Raw genomic sequence first — 20415 nt, 5'->3', positions numbered from 1 at the left:
TACACCCTTATTATTCTCTGTTACATGTCCCATTGCAACCGCTTTACCTCTGTTACCGTTAACAAGATAACTTGTAGTATTTATTTTTCTGAAACCAAAATGACAAACCCTTTTTCTTCGATTTGACCTGTTTGGCGATCAGCTAAACGTGACATCACTACGGTTTGACTCGCATCAATCGTTACTTTCTTAGCGCTATTCCCCCGATTAAAGTAAGCGGTCAAGACATGTGTCCCCGTCTCTCTTCTAAAACCGACAAAAGCAGCCTCATCTTCTACTAAGAAAAATTCTAAGCTTCCTGCTGATAAAATAGCTTGATATGTCTTGCGTAAAGTAATTAATTCTTTAGTAAAAGCTAAGAAATCATAGTCTTGCTGTTCTTCTTCCCAAATCATCGTTTTACGACAGTCAGGATCATTATCACCAGTCATTCCAATTTCAGTTCCGTAATAAAGACAAGGCGAACCATGTTGTAAGAAAGTAAAGGCTAACGTCATTTGAGCTACTGCCGTATCTTCGTTAGCTATAGTCAAAAGTCGTGCTGTATCATGAGAATCAAGCATATTAAACATCACTTCATTAGTTTGCTGACGATACAGCATCAATTGCTCATTCAAACCACTGACCATCTTTGTTGCAGAAATTTCTTGATTAACAAAGAAATTTTCAATAGTCTCTGTGTAAGCATAATTCATCACTGCATGAAACTCATCTCCATTTAACCAACTCTGTGATGAATGCCAGATTTCACCTAAAATATAAAAATCCTCTTTGAGTGAAACAGTTGCCTTAAAAAATTGTTTCCAAAAATGATGGTCAACTTCATTAGCCACATCTAAACGCCACGCATCAATATCAAATTCCTCAATCCAATATGTCGCAATTTCTAATAAATATGCCTGAACCTCTGGGTTTGCTGTATTCAATTTAGGCATCCTTGGCGTAAAAGCAAATGTATCATATGAAACTGTCTTAGCCCCTTCTTCATTGCCATTTACTCCAAACTCGACTGGGTAACTATGAATATGGAACCAATCAGCGTATTTAGATTTTTCCTCGTTTCTAACAACATCTTGCCATTGCAATGAATGATAACCCATATGATTGAAAACAGCGTCCAACATAATCTTAATGCCTCTCTTGTGTGCTTCATCAACCAATTTCCTAAACGTTGCCTTATCACCGAAATCAGGATCGATTTCAAAATAATCAATAGTATCGTACTTATGATTAGAATGAGCTTTAAATATTGGACAGAAATAAATACCATTAATACCTAAATCAACAAGGTAATCTAAGTGATCAATCACTCCCTGTAAGTCACCACCAAAAAAATCTTCACGCCCTGGATGTTCCTTACTTCCCCATACTAAGGTTCCCACTGGATCATTACTCGTATCTCCATTAGCAAAACGCTCAGGAAAGATTTGATACCAGATCGTTTCTTTTACCCATTTAGGAGCCTTAAACCGATCAACATCCTGAAAATAAGGCATTCTGAAATAATTTTCAGCTTTAGCACTTACTTCTTCGCTAAACTCGAAAATCCCTCGATCCCCATAAAAAACTTCTTCTTGGTCACTTCCAATCACGTGAAATCCATATTGCAGACGACGAAATTCAGCTGTTGTTTCGATCAGCCAATAATCAAATTGTTCTGTTGTCGTTAGTAACTTCATTGGTTCTGAAGTCAGATACCATTGATCCTCTCCGATTAAATAAGGGTCACCTTTAATGACATTAACGGCGGTAACATCTCCCTTTTTAGTCCTTAATCTAATATGAAACTGCTCCTTATCATATAAATAAGCGTATTCACTATCCGGTCTGTGTAATAATGCTGCTTTTTCCATTGTCAATCTTCCTACTTTCTCATTATCTTATTACTACCGCTCCATAAGCTGGTAACAGTAGCTGGTCACTTTCTAATTGATAGGAGGTACTGCTTAATAGTACATCCCCTTCAACTTCCTTAATTGTAAAACTGAGAGTTTCCGTCCCTAAATTGGTTATCACAAGTGCCTTCTCTCCAGCAAATTCACGTATATAAACATAGCTAGAGTCGGCTGTTTCAACAAGTTCAAAACTTCCTTGGCTAAACAATGGTTGCTGTTTCAGTTTAAGTAATTCTTGATAATAATGAAATACACTATCAGAAGAGCTTAATTGATCCAATACATTGAAAGTTTTCTCAATGTTAACATTGCCCCAAGGCTCTATCTCAGAAAAATTTGCATAAGGGCCACTCCCCCACTGCATCGCCCCACGACTCGCTTCTTTACTTACGCTTGCAATCACATCCAAAGCCTCTCTTTCACTCAAGCCGTTTTTAAGTAACTGCTCATGGTCGGCCTTGGCTCCTGGATCTTGAAAAACATCAATTGAGTTCACTGCCACATTTTTCATACCGATTTCTTCCCCATATAAAATAATAGGAAGACCTCGCTGTAGATACATCAATGTCGCTAACATCTTGGCACTCTCTTGACGAAAATTCTCATCATCGCCAAACCGCGAAACTAATCGAGGCATATCATGGTTGTTCCAATAAAGTGTCGGGTACCGATCGTTATTCAACTGCTGCTGCCAAGATACCATCGTCTTTTTAAACTCTTTAACATTAAGCTTCTTTTTTTGCAAATGATGTGGCAATCGCTCATCCATTTTTATTAACTCCTCTGGGAAATAACGAAAACTAACCACTGTATCACATTGAAAATTAGCTGAATCTGTGTATTCGCTGGCCAATTCTTCTGTTGCTGAAGCCGCCTCACCTAAAATGAATAAAGTCGGTTTTAATTGGCGTAACGCTTCAACAAATTCTGCCAAATAGCGCTTAACTTTAGGGAGATTGGCGTAATACTGTTCTGCAATCACAACTTGATTATCCAAACTATTAGAAACTTGCAAACTAAAATCAGCTTTTTCCAAATGAATAAACGCATCTAATCGGAAACCATCAACTCCTTTTGCTAACCAGTATTTTGCAATATCCAGCATGGCATGTCTAACTTCTGGATTTTCCCAATTTAAATCAGGCATTGTCTTATCGAATAAATGAAAATAGTACTCATCCGATTTCTCGTCCTTTTCCCAAACCGATCCACCAAAAAATGATGCCCAGTTATTCGGTGGCAACTGGTCTCCACGCCCTTTTTGCCATAAATAATAATCACGATAGATATTATCAGGCCCTTTTGACGCTTCTATAAACCAGGGATGCTCCTTTGAGGTATGATTTAAAACCAGATCAAAAACCAATTTCAAATCCCTTTTATGCACTTCTTCAATAAATATTTCCAACTCTTCCTCTGTCCCAAATAATGGATCAATAGCATAATAATTAGATATATCATAGCCATTGTCTACTTGAGGTGAAATAAAAATAGGATTAAGCCAAAGGGTATTAACGCCTAAACTCTTAATGTAATCTAACTGTTGGGTTATTCCAGAAATATCACCTACACCATCATTATTACTATCTTTAAAGCTTTTTGGATATATTTGATAAATAATCGCTTCTTTCCACCAGTTATCAGCCATATTTTATACCTCCTTTAAGTTCAATCGTGTCCCCATAAGCATACAAAATGTTACTTGTAACAACAATAAGAGAACGTCTGATACCGGTAACAAAATTAATATTGGCCTACATAGACACGAAAAAGAGGGTGAGACAAAACTCTCTCAATACAGAAAAATATCTTGGTGAAAATCAGAATGACTGATAATCGCCAAGATATTTTTTGTCTGTTGAGTAGATTAGGCCAATTTTTTCAAGTTTATTGCCATTAAGGCAAATCCTATTTCGTTGGTCACCTGTTAGTACCCTCTGACATGAAATTGAGTGAAACCTAAATTAGCCTTCAGATTTCCGAAAACTGGTTCTACATCAACTTTACGTTGTTTATAGATTTCTTTCGTTTTCTTATCTGAAAGCTTGTCTTTAATATAATGTTTGAAGTACTCCCATGTTGGATTAAGATGAATTTGCCGCTTATGATTACTTTTCGCTCTTATACAAAGTGACCGTAGGGTATACTTACGACAGTCCTCACATTCATAAACTTTAAAGTTGTGCTCGAATCCATACGTATCTTTGCGCTTACTATACCGTTTGAATGAAACTGGGCGTTTAGATGAACATATGTATAAGTCCTCTGTTTCAAGATAAGTCCAGTTATCAATAATGAACGGATTCTTTTTTTGTTTCTTCTTTTTATCTCGGTAATAAGACCCATAAGTAATGAGAGGAACGCTATTTTTGTGTACCCCAAAACGCAAAAAAGTGGGATAAAAGCAGATTAATATCTACTTTTATCCCACCCTCTTCGGCTTCATTGTAAAAAGACTCATTAAAGAATTACCTGAGCCGATCATTACGTTTAACTAATTATTTTCTCACCGTGTCACATGACGCGTGACACTACTTAATTTTTTGTTTACTTGTTAATTACTCAGATTGGAAGATATCTACTCCACACAAGACCAAGTTCAAGGCGCTATTACTTGGCTATACGGATTAAATTCCTACATTTCACTCACGTATCTCAACCATACCGCCACTTTTTTGTCACATATCGCGTGACACTACTCCATTTTTTTATTGCTTTTAATTGCTCAAAATCGGAAATATCTATTCCGCACAAACCCAAGTTCAAGGCGCTATTACTCGGTTATACGAATTAAATTCCTACATCTCACTCACGTAGTTCAACCATACCGCCACTTTTTTTGTCACACGTCACGTGACACTACTCCATTTTTTTAATTGCTTTTAATTACTCAAAATCGGAAATATCTATTCCACACAAGTCCCAGTTCAAGGCCCTATCACTTGACTATACGGATTAAATTCCTACATCTCACTCACATAGTTCAACCATACCGCCACTTTTTGTCACATACCGCGTGACACCACTCCATTTTTTTAATTAATTTATACCCAGTTAACTCACAACACGATTTCAATTTGAGCCTCTCAAATTTATAGAAAAATTGACCACTATCGTTATCCTTCAAAAATAGAAACCCAAAATCATGCGTGATAGTATCATGCATAAAATAACGAAAAAATAATCTAAATTCACTATTACCACTGACTTCAGATTAACTTTTAATCACAAATCATCTATTGTGTGATTTCATCACGCATCGGTAAAAATTGGAAAGTCAATCTGTTATTTAATAACGCTTTAGCCAACTATTTCATGTAATTTACTTATTATATCATGCTCACCGTCTGATTGAAAGCGTTTTTAATTATTTCGGTAATAATCCTGAGGAGAGCTCTCGATCAGCAGGATAAAGCTCACAATAGACCTCTGTCATTTGTTGAGGATAGCTCATTCCATTATTGCGAATCTGCTGAAAAGCTTGGAATATCGCCTCTTGGTGTTTCTCATTAAACTCAGCAAAATAATCGGCCGACTGAACAGCATAAGCAACCGGTAATTCTATTACCAAATCCGCCCCATAATTCAACGCAACTTCCACGCGACGCCATTTATCTAAAATAGCTGGTTCTCCTCGCTGTAAAAAATTCCCACTCATTACTGGCCTTACTAACCTGACGAGCCTTCGCTAAATGATAAGCATGACCATTATGAAACGGATTATATTCAGTTATAACGCCACAGCACTTCATTCAATCTCCCTCCTCTCCAACTGATCAGTTTTATTCTATCCTGTCAATGAAATTAGTAAAAGGGTAGGATATTTGTCCCACCCTCTTTTCAACTTGACTAGTTACTTTTTGTACTTTCTCGAATAATTAATTCAGGCTCAAAAAATTGATTGCCCTGCGGAGCTCCTTTTTGTTCGATTTTATTTAACAACATCCGACCACAAGCTCGTCCCATCTCAATAACTGATTGTTTAACCGTAGTTAGCCGCGGGTACGCTATTTGATCCAGAAAAACGCCATCGAACCCAACAACACCATAATCCTTTGGTATCTGTGCTTTCTTGTTTAAAAGACCACGCTCAATGCCAATAGCTAGACGATCTGAGCTACAGACGAACGCCGTTTTCTTATTAAAATCATAAAAATTCTCTTCAATAAATGTTGCTGAGTAACGTGAGCGATTATCAAAGCGATAAATTTCTGGTAATAACTGATGCTTCTGCATCGTATTGATGTAGCCCGCCTCTCGAGAAAATTCAAAGGTTTCTTTAACGTCTATTCCTATAAAAACTATCCTCTCATAGCCCATCTCTACAGCATGTTCTGTTGCTAATGCTGTACCTTTTTTATTATCAGTGTCTACAAAGTCATATCCATAGCGATTTTCACCAAAAAGAATCACTGGCTTTTCGATCCGGCCAATCCATTCATAATCTTTATCTCGCATCCCAGTAATGATATACCCATCTGATAATCCAACATCAAAACTATTTTCTGTCACTAATTGAAGAGAATACTGGTGCTTATCCAATTCTATAGAAATCCCCATTAACAGATTCATATAATAGGGCTCAGTCGTATCCATCTCCTCTAAAATAAACATTTTAACAACCTGAGTACGATTATTCGCTAGAGCTTTAGCAGCTACATTTGGTTTATATTCTAAGTCTTTCATCGCTTGAAAGACCAATTCTTTTAATTCATCAGTTACTTGCTCAGGATGATTAATCACTCTCGATACTGTCATTTTTGAGACATTCGCCTTTTTAGCTACATCAGTTAACGTAACCATATCTGCCTGTAATCCCTCCTTTTAACTCTTCCTTCTTACATTATAACTATTAAAAAAAATAATACTAGATTAAACTATTGACGTCTCAAAATAAATCTAGCTACTTTTCACAAAATCATCTAGATAATAAATGCTAAATTAGAGTATAATGAGGATAATCTAATAAAATAAGGAGGAAGTATAAATGACTTTAATCGATTTACTTGCACAATTAAAACAAAAAGAATGGCTCGACTTAACTCACACTGTCACACCAACTATTCCCCGCTTCTCAGCTTTTAATCCGTCTGAAGAAAAAACGCTATTCAGCTATGAGGATGGCTTCTACGCTAAAGAGTACACCTTGCCAACCCAATACGGGACTCACGTAGATGCTCCGGCCCACTTCGTTGAAGGAAAACGTCTATTAGATGAATTAACCTTAAAAGAACTATTTTTGCCATTAATCGTCCTTCATATTGAAGATAAAGTAGCAAAAAATGCTGATTATGCCATAACAAAGGACGATATTTTAAACTTTGAGGTTGAACACGGAGTAATCCCAACCAGTAGTTTTGTTGCTCTAGCTACTGGTTGGAGTGACCGTTGGCCAAACCAAGTAGCTTTCGATAACAAGGATAGCGATGGCAACAATCACACGCCAGGTTGGTCTTTAGAGGCCTTACGATTCCTTTGTGAGGAACGACAAATAGCAGCAATCGGCCATGAAACATTAGACACTGATTGCAGTCTAGATTATCAAAAAAATGGTGCCCTTCTTGCGGAGTACTATGTCTTATCTCAAGATATCTACCAAGTTGAAGTTATGGCTAACTTGAGTAAACTGCCCCCAACAGGTGCAATTATCTTAACCAGCATCCCTAAGATCAAACAAGCACCAGGCTTTACTGCTCGATCATTTGCTATACTTCCTTAAGCAATAATTTGTATAAAAAGATGACCACTATTGTTTACTCTAAAAATACGTGTAAACAGCAGTGGTCAATTTTTTCGCCTTTCCAACAAGGTTATGGCATTTTTTTTGCTTCCTCCCGCATTGCAATACTCGAAGCAATTCCCATACCGCCAAGTACAATTGCCCATTTTCTCGGAGTTAATAAGCCATAGAGTACTAGACTCGCTCCCGTAACACCATTAGTGATATAAGAGGTTCTCAATGTACTTTTTCCTAACTTTGGGATACTAATTGACACTCCCGTCGTCTCCTTTGTTACCTCACAAATGCCATCGATGACTGAATACATTGTTTTAATCATTGTCTTCCTCCTTCAAATTTATCCAATATTTTAATGATTAATTAAAAACAACTCTTGTAAAAAACCATGTTGATAGAGATCCCATGATTGCTAATGCTGATAGCGATAAACAAACCATAGCCACCACTTGTTTTCCACGACTCTTAGTTTGATTCTTGTTAGTTACTAATAACCCCAATCCTGTCATTAATAATACGACTCCTACACATAAATTGATAGCAGCCGAAAAAGGTGCTGATAGTTTTAAAAATTCTAAAAGTTGATTCATTAAACTCATTATAATTTCCTTCTTTCATTCTCATTTAGATTAAATAAATTTGGTAATACACCATCCAATAAAAAGATAAATATCTCACGTTGATCATATGAAACACGTTCTTTATTCGTCACCGTATAAAGTAACGAGCTTGTAACCGCAAAAGCTTTATCCTGACTAACATTTAGCGTTAATTCAGCTTGCTTCAACATCAATTCAAAAGCTGCAACACTATCAAACTTAAGTTTTTCAATCTGTCCTTGAGGCAATTTATTGACAAATGCTAAAAAATCTTGAGAGGTAAAATCATATAAAAACGGCCGTTTATCATACTCGTCAAAATGCCAAATCATCGCTTCACGAAATCCCTGAAGCCCACCAACTTCTGTGATAATTCGCTGAATATTACAAGTAAGTAACTCTTGGACTCTAGCTAGCGTCTCGCAAAACAATTCCTCTTTTGACGAATACAATAAATAAAAAGCCCCTGTTGAAATACCAATTGTAGCAGTTAATTTCCCTATACTAGTCTTTTTATAGCCGTATAATGCCCAACTATTTTCACAAGCGACACATAATTTATTTCTTAACTCAACTTTTTCTTCATCAGAAAATCCCTTAGGTCCCTTCGCCATCTTTTCACCTCTTTTATTATGAATACTTTTCATTTTTTATTCACAATTAATTATAACTTTAAAAATAACACTTGTCAAATACAAAAAAAAGACTAAAGCTACCTAAGTAGTTTCAGTCTTCGACCTCTATTTTTTCTTTTTACGCATTTTTTTCTTACGATTCTTCTTGACCATTGAATTCATGGCCATTTTTCCCATCTTGCCCTTAATCCCTGTTCCAAACATTTGATCCATACCAGCGGGCATCTTACCTTTAGTCATCTGTTGCATCATTTTTCTTGACTCGTTGAATTGCTTAATCATTCGGTTAACTTCAATTACATTATTACCTGAGCCAGCAGCTATCCGACGGCGACGACTTGGCGTTAGTAAATCAGGGTTTTCTCGTTCAGCAGGTGTCATTGAAAAAACCATTGCCTTTTTCCGCTCAACGTCTTTAGGATCGACTTGAATTTGATCCATCCCTGGAATATTGTTCATTCCGGGAATCATTTTTAAGAGATCCTCAATTGGCCCCATCCCCATTACTTGGTCCATTTGTTCGATAAAGTCATTGAAATCAAAGCTATTTTCCTTCATCTTTGTCGCTAGTTCTTCAGCCTTTTTCTCATCATAATCTTCTTGAGCCTTCTCAATCAGAGTCAACATATCCCCCATACCAAGAATACGACTTGACATCCGGTCAGGATGAAAAACTTCCAAATCAGTCAGCTTTTCCCCTGTCCCGACAAACTTGATAGGTTTACCAGTAACCGCACGAATTGAAAGTGCTGCACCACCACGCGTATCACCATCTAGCTTAGTCACAATAACCCCAGTAATATCTAGTTGCTCATTGAAGCTCTCAGCAACATTAACCGCATCTTGACCAGTCATAGCATCAACAACTAATAGAATTTCATCTGGATTAGCTAGTGCTTTGATTTGTTTTAACTCATCCATCAATAACTCGTCAACGTGTAGACGTCCAGCCGTATCAATAAAAACATAATCATTTTTATTGGCGTAAGCTTGTTCTAATCCTTGGCGAACAATTTCTACTGGGCTTACTTCCGTTCCCATTTCAAAAACAGGTACATCAATTTGTTGGCCTAATACCTTTAACTGCTCAATCGCAGCCGGACGATAAACATCACCTGCAATTAGAAGAGGACGAGCACTTTCAGTTTTCTTTAGCTGGTTCGCCATCTTCCCAACAAACGTCGTTTTACCAGCCCCTTGAAGTCCAGACATCATGATGATTGTCGGGATCTTTGGTGATTTATTAATTGGAACTGCGGCCGTTCCAAGAGTTTGAGTCAACTCCTCATCAACGATCTTCACAATTTGTTGAGCAGGAGATAAGCTTTCGAGCACCTCTACTCCAACAGCTCGATCGCTTACTCGTTTAGTGAAGTCCTTCACCACATTAAAGTTAACATCGGCTTCTAATAACGCCAGACGAATTTCTCTCATCATTTCTTTAACATCGGAAGCAGAAACCTTTCCCTTACGACGTAACTTACTCATCGCATTCTGCAAACGATCTGTTAAACTTTCAAATGCCATACTTTTTTCTCCTATTCTTCTATCTCTTGAATATTTTTAATCCACCCTAACAATTCTTGATCCTCAGGGTATTTTTCATTAACATGATGATGCATCTTGGCTATTAATTCTTCTTTAACGACAAAATTAGAATATAAATGAAGCTTACGCTCATAATTTTCCAAAATTTTTCCTGTCCGTTTGATATTATCATAAACTGCTTGACGGCTTACACCATATTCCTCAGCAATTTCTCCCAAAGAAAAGTCATCGGCGTAATATAATTCGATATAATTCATCTGTTTTTCAGTTAAAAGTGTCGAATAAAACTCAAATAATGCATTCATCCGATTGGTTTTTTCAATAGCCATTTAGTGCCTCCTTCTGAGAAACAATCAATAGTCGCTACCCCTATTTTATTATACCTTTATCTTTGATAAGTTGCCACTCTATCTGTGCCAGTTACTAGGTTAGCTATTTAGCAGTCATCCACAAAATAAACAATCATAATAATAGTAAGTAATAGCGACATAAATCAAATTTACTCACTAACAAATAAGTTTGCCCACTTCTTTACGCATAATTCCTGCTAATTTTAATGAAGTTACTTAAGTATTAATATGTTTTTTAAAGTTGATGACTCACACAAAACTTCTCGCAACAGAGTTTCAAGTCATTAATTATATCATATTTTCACTGCTTATTGAAGAGAGACTAGTATTTTAAATTTAGCTATGTTATACTCATATACATGCGATGAGGCGACAGAACTCGATTTATGAGTTCCATTCTACTAACAACACCTTGTGGAGGGTGAGTAGAAGAAAAAGCAAAAAGGTGAGACATTTGTCTCGCCTTTTTGCTTTTTCTTACTTATTTAGAATTAACATAGCCTCTAATTCGAGCCATCGCCTCAACTAATTTTTCCATATCTGCCGCGTAACTAATCCGAACATACCCCTGTCCAGCTGAGCCAAATGCACTTCCTGGCACGATTGCAACTTTGAATTGGGTCGCAAGTTCCTGACAAAACGTTAACGAATCTTGAGGAAATCCATTCGGAATTCTCGCGAAAACATAAAAAGCGCCTGAAGGCTTCGCAATCTCAAACCCTAAAACACTTAACTCCTGACAGACAAAATCACGTCTCTGACGATAAGCCTCCTTCATTATAACCCCATCATTTATACCCACAGTAAGAGCATTTACAGCAGCCTTTTGTGCCACTGTAGTCGCAGCTGTCACCAAAAATTGATGTGTTTTAGCAACTTCACGAGCAATTTCAGCTCGTGTTAGAACAAAGCCAATTCGCCACCCAGTCATCGCATGTGATTTAGATAAACCACTAATTAATATTGTTTGTTCAGGTAAGAATTCAGCAATCGAAACATGCTGATCCTCATAAGATAGTTCACTATAAATTTCATCTGACAACACAAAGATAGAATACTTCTTTAAACTATCTGCAATAGCAATTACTTCTTCACGAGTATAAGTAACCCCTGTTGGATTGCTTGGATAATTTAAAATAATCGCCTTAACAGCTTCACCGTGCTCAGTCATTGCCTGGTCAATCATTTCTGGACTTAAAACAAAACCATTATTAGATGTATCAATTTCAATTATCTCAGCTCCAGCCAAAGTAATAACCGGGCCATACCCAGGAAAAGCTGGCGTAGGAATTAACACCTTGTCACCTGGATTTAGAATAGCTAAGAGACTTGAAGAATAAGCCTCTGTTGCTCCCACAGTTACTAATATTTCTGATTGGGGCTCATAACTAACATGATATTTTTTTTGAAAAAAATCGTGAATAGCTTCCCTCAACTCAATTAATCCCGAATTAATTGTATAGTGTGAAAAGTTATTCTGGATAGCAGCAATTCCAGCACTCTTAACATGCTCCGGCGTATTAAAATCTGGTTCACCTAAAGTTAGCTTGATAATTCCTTCGATACTCGTACAATCTTCATCAAATTGTCGTATCGGCGAAGGGATAATCTTCCCTAATTGTTGATTAAAGCTCGGTACAAATTTAGTCATCAACAACACTCCATTTCCTTTTTTTCTATAGTATCATAGTCTTCAAGTCAATGCCTCATTTTTCAGTAAATTTATTGAAAAGCATTACCTTTTCCACAAATAGACCTAAAAATAAACGTGTAAAGTAACTAACTACTTGCTCCGCCCTATTTCTTTTGCTTAGCACTCTCCAACTCTTCAATAACTACTTCTATCTTTTTTAAATCTTCCTGCCTCATTATCTCACTTATATAAAATACACGTCCTGTATAATCAAATCTAGCCAAGGTAAAATCCGTTACAATTAAATCAAGCTCTGACCATAAATTATTCTGATGAACTTCTTGGGCACTGAGATATTCTAAGCGCTCATCAGCAAAAAGACTTGATAATTGATGATAATAATATTGCTCTTTAACAAAACCTTGCTCCGATAGAAATGTCACAGCAATCGGTTCCACCTGATTCTCTTGAGGAAAGGTTTTATACACAATATACAACTTTTTATTAAGCTCAACCTCATTCTCAAAATAATACTGACGGTAGTCTTTCGTTTTTAATCGGTCTTTTAGCTCATTAATTTTGTTATTAAAATCCGGCCCAGCCGCTCGTCTAAATTCCCGATTATGTTTTAGCATATTTTGATCATAATTAAACTCACGATAGCTACCAATCAATTGCAACGGGGAATAAATATCAATAAAATTGATTGTCATTTTAAGACTGTGATTTTTCGGATAAAAAACATCGCAAGTCTCTAGTGCTAATTGGTATATGGCATGATCCGTCAAGCTCGAATGAATAACGCGTCGCTGCATCGCTGCATCTGATAAATATTTAACAGGAAACAGTTCAATTGAACTAATTAACATAGCAGTTTCATTCGTTGACAACGAACGCTTCAAATAGTTTTCAAGTGATTTTAAAGGGTTATCGAACGCATGGTCATCTAATAAAAACTTAAATTTCTCATCATCGATTAATTCGATTGTATGTGGGTTATTAGTTATAGAAAGGTGAACCGCGATGATTAAGGTATAAAAATATTCAACGATCGGACTTAAAAATAATTCCAATTCTTGACATACCTGCTTAACAAACTCATTTAATACATGGTAATCTAAATTTTCAAATATCCAAACATTATCAACAATCGCTTTTTCTCTTAATAATTGAAAATAGAAAAAACGAACCTGCCAACTATCACCACTTAAATACCACTGATTATTTTCATTCACTAACTGAATTCCAAATTCCTTCAAGTAATCTGTTATTTCCCGCGTTTGTCGGTAGGCGACTGAAATACTGTAAAAATGACTCTCAGCCCACTCTTCTATTGTTGTAACATTTCCTAACAACAAATCAGATAGAAACTGGACAATAAATGTTTGATTACTGATAAGCGCTCTAACTTGGCATTTATTCAACTGGCCTTTTTTTCTCAAAAAAAGACCAGCTGCACTGTACTCGACACTTGTAAATTCACTAATCAATTGGTTAGCATCGCTAATAGTTATTTCAAGGGTTGGTCGCGAACACCCTATCTTATTCAAAACTTCAAGCTTCGATAAAGGTTTATCCGCATCAATCATTAAGTTTAACAATTCATATGTTCGTCGTAATTGTTTGGTCAGTTTATAACTCACATTTACCAGCCCCTCTCTATCTCTTATTCTTAACAACCAATATTTTGCCACATTCAATCATAATCTTTCACTACTTGACTGGTTCAGATTAAAAGTAGTTATCAACACCATACCATATTTTGTACATAGAGAAAATAGAAAAGACATTAAGAAAAAGACTAAAAGGTTTTACTTCCCCTTTAGTCTCACAAAATCGTTATTTATAATTTTTGACGATTCAAACTTAACGAATTCAACAACACACTAACCGAACTAAACGCCATCGCACCACCTGCAATAATTGGATTCAAAAAGCCTATTGCAGCGAAAGGTATACCAATTGTGTTGTAAATAAACGCCCAAAATAAATTTTGCTTAATCTTACGCATTGTTAACCGTGAAAGTTTAATAATCTTCGACAAATTCAATAAATCGCCATTCATTAATGTAACATCAGCCGTTTCCATGGCAATATCCGTACCAGTTCCCATAGCGATTCCAACCTCAGCCATAGCTAGTGCTGGAGCATCATTAATTCCATCTCCAACCATCGCAACAAACTTTCCTTGTTCTTGAAGTTGTTTAACATAGTTCGCTTTGTCTTCTGGTAAGACCTCAGCAAATATATGAGCACTATCCAAATTCACTTGAGTACCAATAAATTCAGCTGTCCGACGATTATCTCCAGTCATCATGAAGACCTCAACACCTTGCTGTTGCAAGTGTTTGATTGCTTCACTCGAAGTTTCTTTGATTTCATCCGCAACTGCTATCACACCTAATACAGCATGTTGATTAGCCAAGTACATAACAGTTTTACCTTCTTCTTCCATTTTTAATACTAACTCATCATTAGGGTAAAATGGAATCTCGTTATCCTGTAGTAGGCGCTTGGTCCCAACATAATAAATCTCCTTAGCTATTGTCCCACTAATTCCTGCACCAACCAATGCTTGAAAATCCACAACTTCTAACGAGCTAGTCGCTTCTTTTTCTTCCACATAAGTTACAATAGCTTTAGCCAAGGGATGCTCAGAGTTACTTTCTAACGCACCCAAAATGCTTAGAATCTCTTGAGGCTTTAGAAAACTATCATCTGCCAAATAAAAATTGGTAACACTCGGTTTTCCTTTAGTCACTGTTCCTGTCTTATCAATAACAATAGCATTAATATGGGAAGCTTGCTCGAGTGATTCACCACCCTTTATCAAAATGCCATTCTTAGCACCTAAACCCGTTCCTACCATAATCGCAGTCGGCGTTGCCAGACCAAGAGCACATGGACATGCAATCACCAGTACCGCAACACTGTGTAAAAGCGCAACTTCCCAATTTCCAGATATAAAGCCAGAAATGACTAATGTTAATAAAGCTATCACCAACACAATAGGAACAAAAATAGCCGAAATTTTATCAGCAACTGCTTGAATAGGCGCTTTGCTACCTTGAGCTTCCTCCACCATGCGAATAATCCGTGAAAGAGCCGTTTCAGAACCAATTTGAGTCGCCTTAAAAGTAATTGCGCCATTAGTGTTAATCGTTCCACCAAATACACCATCGTCCATACTTTTTTCAACCGGTAGACTTTCACCAGTCAACATACTTTCATCAATAGTTGTACTACCATCAACAATCACTCCATCAACCGGTACCTGTTCACCTGGACGAACCCGTACAAAATCATTTAAAAGAACTTCTTCTGTCGGAATAACTTGCTCAACGCCTTGACGAATGACAGTTGCCGTTTTTGCTTGTAACGCCATTAATTGCTTGATGGCTCCGCTTGTTCGATTTTTGGCATTTTGCTCTAAATATTTCCCAAGTAAAATCAACGTAATAATTACAGCACTGGTTTCAAAATACAAATCCATTGGATGACCGCTAATAAACCCATTATATATACTGAGTAAGTAAGCTGCCGATGTACCGATAGCTACTAAAACATCCATATTAGGTGCACTTGTTTTAATCGCATGATAGGCCCCCCTATAAAAACGTGCACCAATCCAGAATTGAACGGGTGTCGCTAAAGCTAATTGAACAAGAGGCTGATGCAAGAAATCAGCAACAGGATGATGGATATTCAGCATCATCATAAGCATCGCAACAATCATTGGAGTGCTCAATACCGCGCTAACAATAAGATCTCGTTTCATTTTACGAATTTCTTGTTGTTTCGCCTCCTCAATTTGTCGCTTATGCTGATCGTCAAAAACAATAGCACCATAACCAATATTTTCCACACTGGCAATCAATTTAGCAACATTGGTCGTCTCATCTTCATATTGGACAGTTGCTCGCTCAGTGGCTAAATTAACATTAGCATTTTTAACTCCTGGCTGATTGCTTAATTCTTTTTCGATTCTCGCCGAGCAATTAGCACAGGTCATCCCACTTATAGCCAGAGTCTCAACTTCAATTCGTCCTGTTTGATCCATTTAAATCACCTCAGCTTCATACCCAACTTCTTTGATTTTATCAACAATTCGTTCGGGAGAAAGACTACTTTCATCATATTTTATGGTTGCCTTGCCTTTTTTTAAATTAACTTTAACTTTCTCAACTCCGGCCAAACCAGCTATCCCTTTTTCAACCGCAGCCACACAATGATTGCATGTCATCCCTGTCACATTAAATTCTTTTTTCATTTTTAATTCCTTCTTTCAGTAGTTTTATTTTGAACGATGGTCTGCGCACTCACACTGGCCAGGCACACAATTACACGCAATCGTTTTAACTGCTATAGCCTTTTTGGCCGACAAATGAGACATTATCATATCAATGTCATCATAAGTCAAAGCTGCTTCATCAATTAGATCCGCAATTGTTCCACCTATCTTCTTTGCACAAATATGGGCAAATAGACTCTCTGTTGCGCTTTTCACCGTATCTTCTTCTGATACCAACGGACGATAAATATATTTATTACCAAAATTTTCAGTACTTAACACATCTTTTTTTACTAAACGGCCAATGAGCGTCTTAATAGTTGGTGGTTTCCATCCCATCTTCTCCTCTAGAACCATAATAATTTCTGGGCTAGTTGTTTCCCCTAGGGTCCAGACAACACGCATCACTTCCCATTCAGCATCACTAATCTTAACTGGACTTACTTTTTCCATTTTCTCACATCCCATCCACCGACGATTTACAGTTGTAATCGACTTGATAACCATAGTTTACAACTGTAATCTTTTTTTGTCAACCATAAAGTTTTTCTTCAACTAAGTATTAATTTTCTTATATCGCATCTTTCTTCTTACTTTGAAAAACGCTATACTAAAGATTACTAGTAGCCAATTACGAAAGAGGGAAATCATGATAACATACAAAGCAGCCATTTTTTTCGACTTAGATGGAACATTATTAAATGAACATTCCGTTATTCCGGAGGAAAATAAACATGCAATCCGCCAACTTCAAAAACAAAATATACTTCCTATTATTGCCAGTGGTCGTGCTCCCTTTGAAATAGAAGCCATCACTGCAGGTTTGGATATCGATAATTATGTTAGTCTTAATGGGCAATACGTTAAACATAATGGCAAATTGATTCAACCCATGCCAATTGCTTCCTCTCTAATAACAAGCCTACAAGATTTAACAAATTCTCATAATCATTCACTAGCACTCTATTCTGATGTCGATTATCGAATCAATTTTATCGAAGAAAGCGCGATTGCTTTATACAATTTAGATAACGCACCACTTCCTAAAGTTGATGAATACTACTATTTACAAGCGCCAATCTACATGCTCTATTTGTTCACACAAGATACGCACTTGGATCTGCAGTACCAAACAGCTTTTATGGATGATTTATCTTTTGTAAGAGATAGTCCCTATTCAATGGCAATCGTTTTAAAAAATATCTCAAAAAAATCTGGCATGACACAGCTTCTCCATGCACTGAACCAACCCAACATACCTACCTACGCTTTTGGAGACGGACAAAATGATTTGCCAATGTTTGAGATAGTCGATACCAGCATCGCTATGGGTAATGCCTCTGAACTAGTCAAATCTCATGCCGATTATATAACAGATGCCAATCTAAATGGTGGCATAATTAAGGCTTTAGACCGATTTCATTTATTACCTTCTTAGCCTATACTAAAATAGTAGAATGAAATTAATGATATGACTCTTTACTATAAATTAGCTATCAAAAGGAAGTGTTGTGTATGTTATTAAGCCGTAACGATCGTCAGTGTTCACTTTCGACGACCATCTCTTTAGCCTTTGCTGCATCTAGTTTGTTTCTTTTTGTTTGCAACTGGCTAAGTTTCAGCCCCAACTTAGTTCTTACAGAGTTAGCTTTAACCTCACTTGTTCTCTATCGTTCAACTATGGCGATAAAACAAGAAGATGATCGCCTGCTCAATGGATTGGCCTTGTTGATTACCGCAATCCCTGCCGTCTTTTTCTTACTAGTCTTAATCCTGTCTATGATTACAAACAGCTCAATTATTTAAAAAATACTTTACCTAATAACAGTTATTCACCAAGAGGTCTGGCATCCCCCAGCCTCTTTTTCTTTTTTCTCTTTTAAGCAAATCGATGTACATTCTCCTTCAAATAACCTAAAATTTAAGCTATCAAACTGATTGGAGACGTGACACCGATGATTCAACAATTAACCGTAATGCTGTACGTAAAAAATGTCGAAGAAACAGCTTCTTTTTGGGAAAACTACCTGGATTTCAATCGCCTGACAGAAATTGATTTAGGAATATCCAACTCCATTATTCTAGGAAATAATCATCCCTTTACTATTCAATTATTTGCCATTGACTTCATTAAACAAGTATCTCCCGAGGTTTCTCTTGAAACGCCTTCGCTAATGCTACATGTAGATGACCTTGAAGCTGTTCAAAAAAAATTGAAATCTGCTGGAACTTTTGTTAACGACATCAGCCAACATGGGGATCAACTGAGCTTTAATTTTGCAGATAATGAAGGCCGTTACTTTGCTTGCTGTCAAGCCTAAATAAAAAAATAGTGCGTGACGAGGACTAAGTCCGTCTCACACACTATTTTACTTTTTATGGGTAAATCCGATGCAGTAAACGAGGGAACGGGCTAGCTTCACGCACATGTTCAGTTCCTGAAATCCACGTAACTGTTCGTTCTAATCCGAGACCAAAACCAGAATGGGGGACTGATCCATATTTTTGTAAATCTAAATACCAAGCATAATCTTCTTCGTTTAAACCATCTTTTTCAATCTGCTCTAACAAGTAGTCGTAACCAACCGCTCGCTGACTTCCACCAATAATTTCTCCATAACCTTCTGGCGCAATCAAATCCGCACGAACAACTACATCATCACGATCTGGATGAGGCTTCATGTAAAAAGGACTCATTGATTTCGGATAATTTAAAATGAAGACTGGTTTACTAAAGTTATTAGCAATAAATGTTTCATGAGGTGAACCAAAATCATCTCCCCACTTAACATCATCGAAGCCATTTTCTTGTAATAATGTCACCGCATCATCATAAGAAATACGCGGATAGGGTGTTTGAGTATAAGTTTTTAATAACTCTTTATCACGCCCAAGAACATCAAGTGCATAATCACAATTATCTAAACATGATTGAACCATAAAAGCTACATATTGTTCTTGAATTTCCAAACTTTCATCATGCTCAACAAAAGCCATTTCAGGTTCCATCATCCAAAATTCAGTTAAATGACGACGAGTTTTAGATTTCTCAGCTCTAAAAGTTGGTCCAAATGAGAATACTTTCCCAAAGGCCATAGCTGCCGCTTCTAGGTATAGCTGACCCGTTTGTGATAAGTAGGCTTCTTGACCAAAATAATCCGTCTTAAACAGCTCTGTCGTCCCTTCTGGTGCACTACTTGTTAAGATTGGTGGGTCAATTTTTATAAAACCACGCGTATTAAAAAACTCATATGTAGCACGAATAAGTTCATTTCTAATTTGCATAATCGCATGTTGCTTGGTTGAACGCAGCCATAGATGGCGATGGTCCATTAAAAAATCTGTCCCATGTTCTTTAGGTGTAATCGGATAATCATGGCTTTCCCCAACTACTTCAATCCCTGTCACGCCAATCTCATAACCAAATTTTGAACGCGTGTCTTCGCGAATTTCTCCCGTAATTATAACAGACGTCTCTTGATTCAATGATTTAGCTGTTTCAAAAACTTCTTCCGGCACTTCTGCTTTTACTACAACCCCTTGAAAATAAGCAGAACCATCTCTTAATTGTAAGAAAGCGATCTTACCGCTTGAACGTTTATTGGCAATCCAGCCGCCAATTTGTACCGTTTCTCCTACATGATTTTTTGAATCAATAATACGAATTCTTCCCATGCATGTCTCTCCATTCTAAATTTCAACTAATCATCCAGTTTAATACTAGATG

At 36.9% G+C, this 20415-nt stretch carries 19 protein-coding genes and 1 pseudogene; 4 read left to right on the top strand and 16 right to left on the bottom strand.

From position 1 onward, the window contains the following. Positions 1-80: 80 nt before the first annotated feature. The 5 genes and pseudogenes from AC5KOD_RS20785 to AC5KOD_RS20765 all read right to left on the bottom strand — a co-directional run bounded on the left by AC5KOD_RS20785 (position 81) and on the right by AC5KOD_RS20765 (position 6698). Entirely contained in the window at positions 81-1853 is a 1773-nt protein-coding gene (locus AC5KOD_RS20785) for a glycoside hydrolase family 13 protein (RefSeq protein ID WP_496916504.1), read from the bottom strand. A 22-nt stretch (positions 1854-1875) separates the two neighbouring features. Next, complete coding sequence (locus AC5KOD_RS20780; protein ID WP_496916503.1) at positions 1876-3543, bottom strand: glycoside hydrolase family 13 protein; 1668 nt, start codon at positions 3541-3543, stop codon at positions 1876-1878. Positions 3544-3822: 279 nt separating this feature from the next. Further along, the gene (locus AC5KOD_RS20775) at positions 3823-4284 is read right to left on the bottom strand and encodes a transposase (RefSeq protein ID WP_496916502.1); all 462 of its coding nucleotides are present in this window, start codon (positions 4282-4284) and stop codon (positions 3823-3825) included. 1017 nt (positions 4285-5301) lie between these two features. After that, positions 5302-5647, bottom strand: a pseudogene (locus AC5KOD_RS20770) (nucleotidyltransferase family protein); the annotation flags it as partial. A 97-nt stretch (positions 5648-5744) separates the two neighbouring features. Next, the gene (locus tag AC5KOD_RS20765) at positions 5745-6698 is read right to left on the bottom strand and encodes a LacI family DNA-binding transcriptional regulator (RefSeq protein WP_496916501.1); all 954 of its coding nucleotides are present in this window, start codon (positions 6696-6698) and stop codon (positions 5745-5747) included. Positions 6699-6882: 184 nt separating this feature from the next. Here AC5KOD_RS20765 and AC5KOD_RS20760 point away from each other — a divergent pair, with 184 nt between their 5' ends. Beyond that, on the top strand, positions 6883-7614 hold the full coding sequence (locus tag AC5KOD_RS20760; protein WP_496916500.1) for a cyclase family protein: 732 nt from the start codon (positions 6883-6885) through the stop codon (positions 7612-7614). Between the two features lie 91 nt (positions 7615-7705). On the opposite strand, the gene AC5KOD_RS20755 is transcribed toward AC5KOD_RS20760, so the two are convergent. The 10 genes from AC5KOD_RS20755 to AC5KOD_RS20710 form a co-directional block, all read right to left on the bottom strand. After that, positions 7706-7954: a hypothetical protein gene (locus AC5KOD_RS20755; protein ID WP_496916499.1), complete on the bottom strand. Its 249-nt coding sequence runs from the start codon at positions 7952-7954 to the stop codon at positions 7706-7708. Positions 7955-7991: 37 nt separating this feature from the next. Continuing rightward, positions 7992-8231 carry a hypothetical protein gene (locus tag AC5KOD_RS20750; RefSeq protein WP_496916498.1) on the bottom strand — a complete coding sequence of 80 codons (240 nt, stop codon included), beginning with the start codon at positions 8229-8231 and terminating at the stop codon, positions 7992-7994. Then, entirely contained in the window at positions 8231-8845 is a 615-nt protein-coding gene (locus tag AC5KOD_RS20745; RefSeq protein WP_496916497.1) for a TetR/AcrR family transcriptional regulator, read from the bottom strand. The genes AC5KOD_RS20750 and AC5KOD_RS20745 overlap by 1 nt, the downstream gene beginning before the upstream one ends. Before the next feature lie 126 nt (positions 8846-8971). After that, on the bottom strand, positions 8972-10393 hold the full coding sequence (gene ffh, locus AC5KOD_RS20740; protein ID WP_496916496.1) for a signal recognition particle protein: 1422 nt from the start codon (positions 10391-10393) through the stop codon (positions 8972-8974). A gap of 11 nt (positions 10394-10404) precedes the next feature. Continuing rightward, on the bottom strand, positions 10405-10743 hold the full coding sequence (locus AC5KOD_RS20735; protein WP_496916495.1) for a putative DNA-binding protein: 339 nt from the start codon (positions 10741-10743) through the stop codon (positions 10405-10407). 502 nt (positions 10744-11245) lie between these two features. After that, positions 11246-12415, bottom strand: a complete 1170-nt coding sequence (locus AC5KOD_RS20730) for a pyridoxal phosphate-dependent aminotransferase (protein ID WP_496916494.1) — start codon at positions 12413-12415, stop codon at positions 11246-11248. 146 nt (positions 12416-12561) lie between these two features. Then, a complete protein-coding gene (locus AC5KOD_RS20725) occupies positions 12562-14040 on the bottom strand; it encodes an AcpB/EbpR/MafR family transcriptional regulator (protein ID WP_496916493.1) in 1479 nt (492 codons plus the stop codon). 200 nt (positions 14041-14240) lie between these two features. Further along, a complete protein-coding gene (locus tag AC5KOD_RS20720) occupies positions 14241-16457 on the bottom strand; it encodes a heavy metal translocating P-type ATPase (protein WP_496916492.1) in 2217 nt (738 codons plus the stop codon). Continuing rightward, positions 16458-16667: a copper chaperone CopZ gene (gene copZ / locus AC5KOD_RS20715; RefSeq protein WP_496916491.1), complete on the bottom strand. Its 210-nt coding sequence runs from the start codon at positions 16665-16667 to the stop codon at positions 16458-16460. Between the two features lie 24 nt (positions 16668-16691). Beyond that, positions 16692-17141 carry a CopY/TcrY family copper transport repressor gene (locus tag AC5KOD_RS20710; protein ID WP_496916490.1) on the bottom strand — a complete coding sequence of 150 codons (450 nt, stop codon included), beginning with the start codon at positions 17139-17141 and terminating at the stop codon, positions 16692-16694. A gap of 196 nt (positions 17142-17337) precedes the next feature. Here AC5KOD_RS20710 and AC5KOD_RS20705 point away from each other — a divergent pair, with 196 nt between their 5' ends. From AC5KOD_RS20705 to AC5KOD_RS20695, 3 genes are all read left to right on the top strand, one after another. Next, positions 17338-18126 (top strand): Cof-type HAD-IIB family hydrolase, encoded by a 789-nt coding sequence (locus tag AC5KOD_RS20705; protein ID WP_496916489.1) that lies wholly within the window; start codon positions 17338-17340, stop codon positions 18124-18126. A gap of 77 nt (positions 18127-18203) precedes the next feature. Next, the gene (locus tag AC5KOD_RS20700; RefSeq protein ID WP_496916488.1) at positions 18204-18494 is read left to right on the top strand and encodes a hypothetical protein; all 291 of its coding nucleotides are present in this window, start codon (positions 18204-18206) and stop codon (positions 18492-18494) included. A 149-nt stretch (positions 18495-18643) separates the two neighbouring features. Then, a complete protein-coding gene (locus AC5KOD_RS20695) occupies positions 18644-19009 on the top strand; it encodes a VOC family protein (protein ID WP_496916487.1) in 366 nt (121 codons plus the stop codon). A gap of 55 nt (positions 19010-19064) precedes the next feature. Here the strand turns inward: AC5KOD_RS20695 and asnS are convergent, their stop codons facing one another. After that, positions 19065-20363 carry an asparagine--tRNA ligase gene (gene asnS / locus AC5KOD_RS20690; RefSeq protein WP_496916486.1) on the bottom strand — a complete coding sequence of 433 codons (1299 nt, stop codon included), beginning with the start codon at positions 20361-20363 and terminating at the stop codon, positions 19065-19067. Positions 20364-20415 lie beyond the last annotated feature (52 nt).

The sequence above is a fragment of the Vagococcus sp. WN80Y genome, from assembly GCF_059621045.1.
The sequence above is the reverse complement of the archived record's forward strand: the minus strand, read 5'-3'. Positions and strand labels throughout refer to the sequence as shown.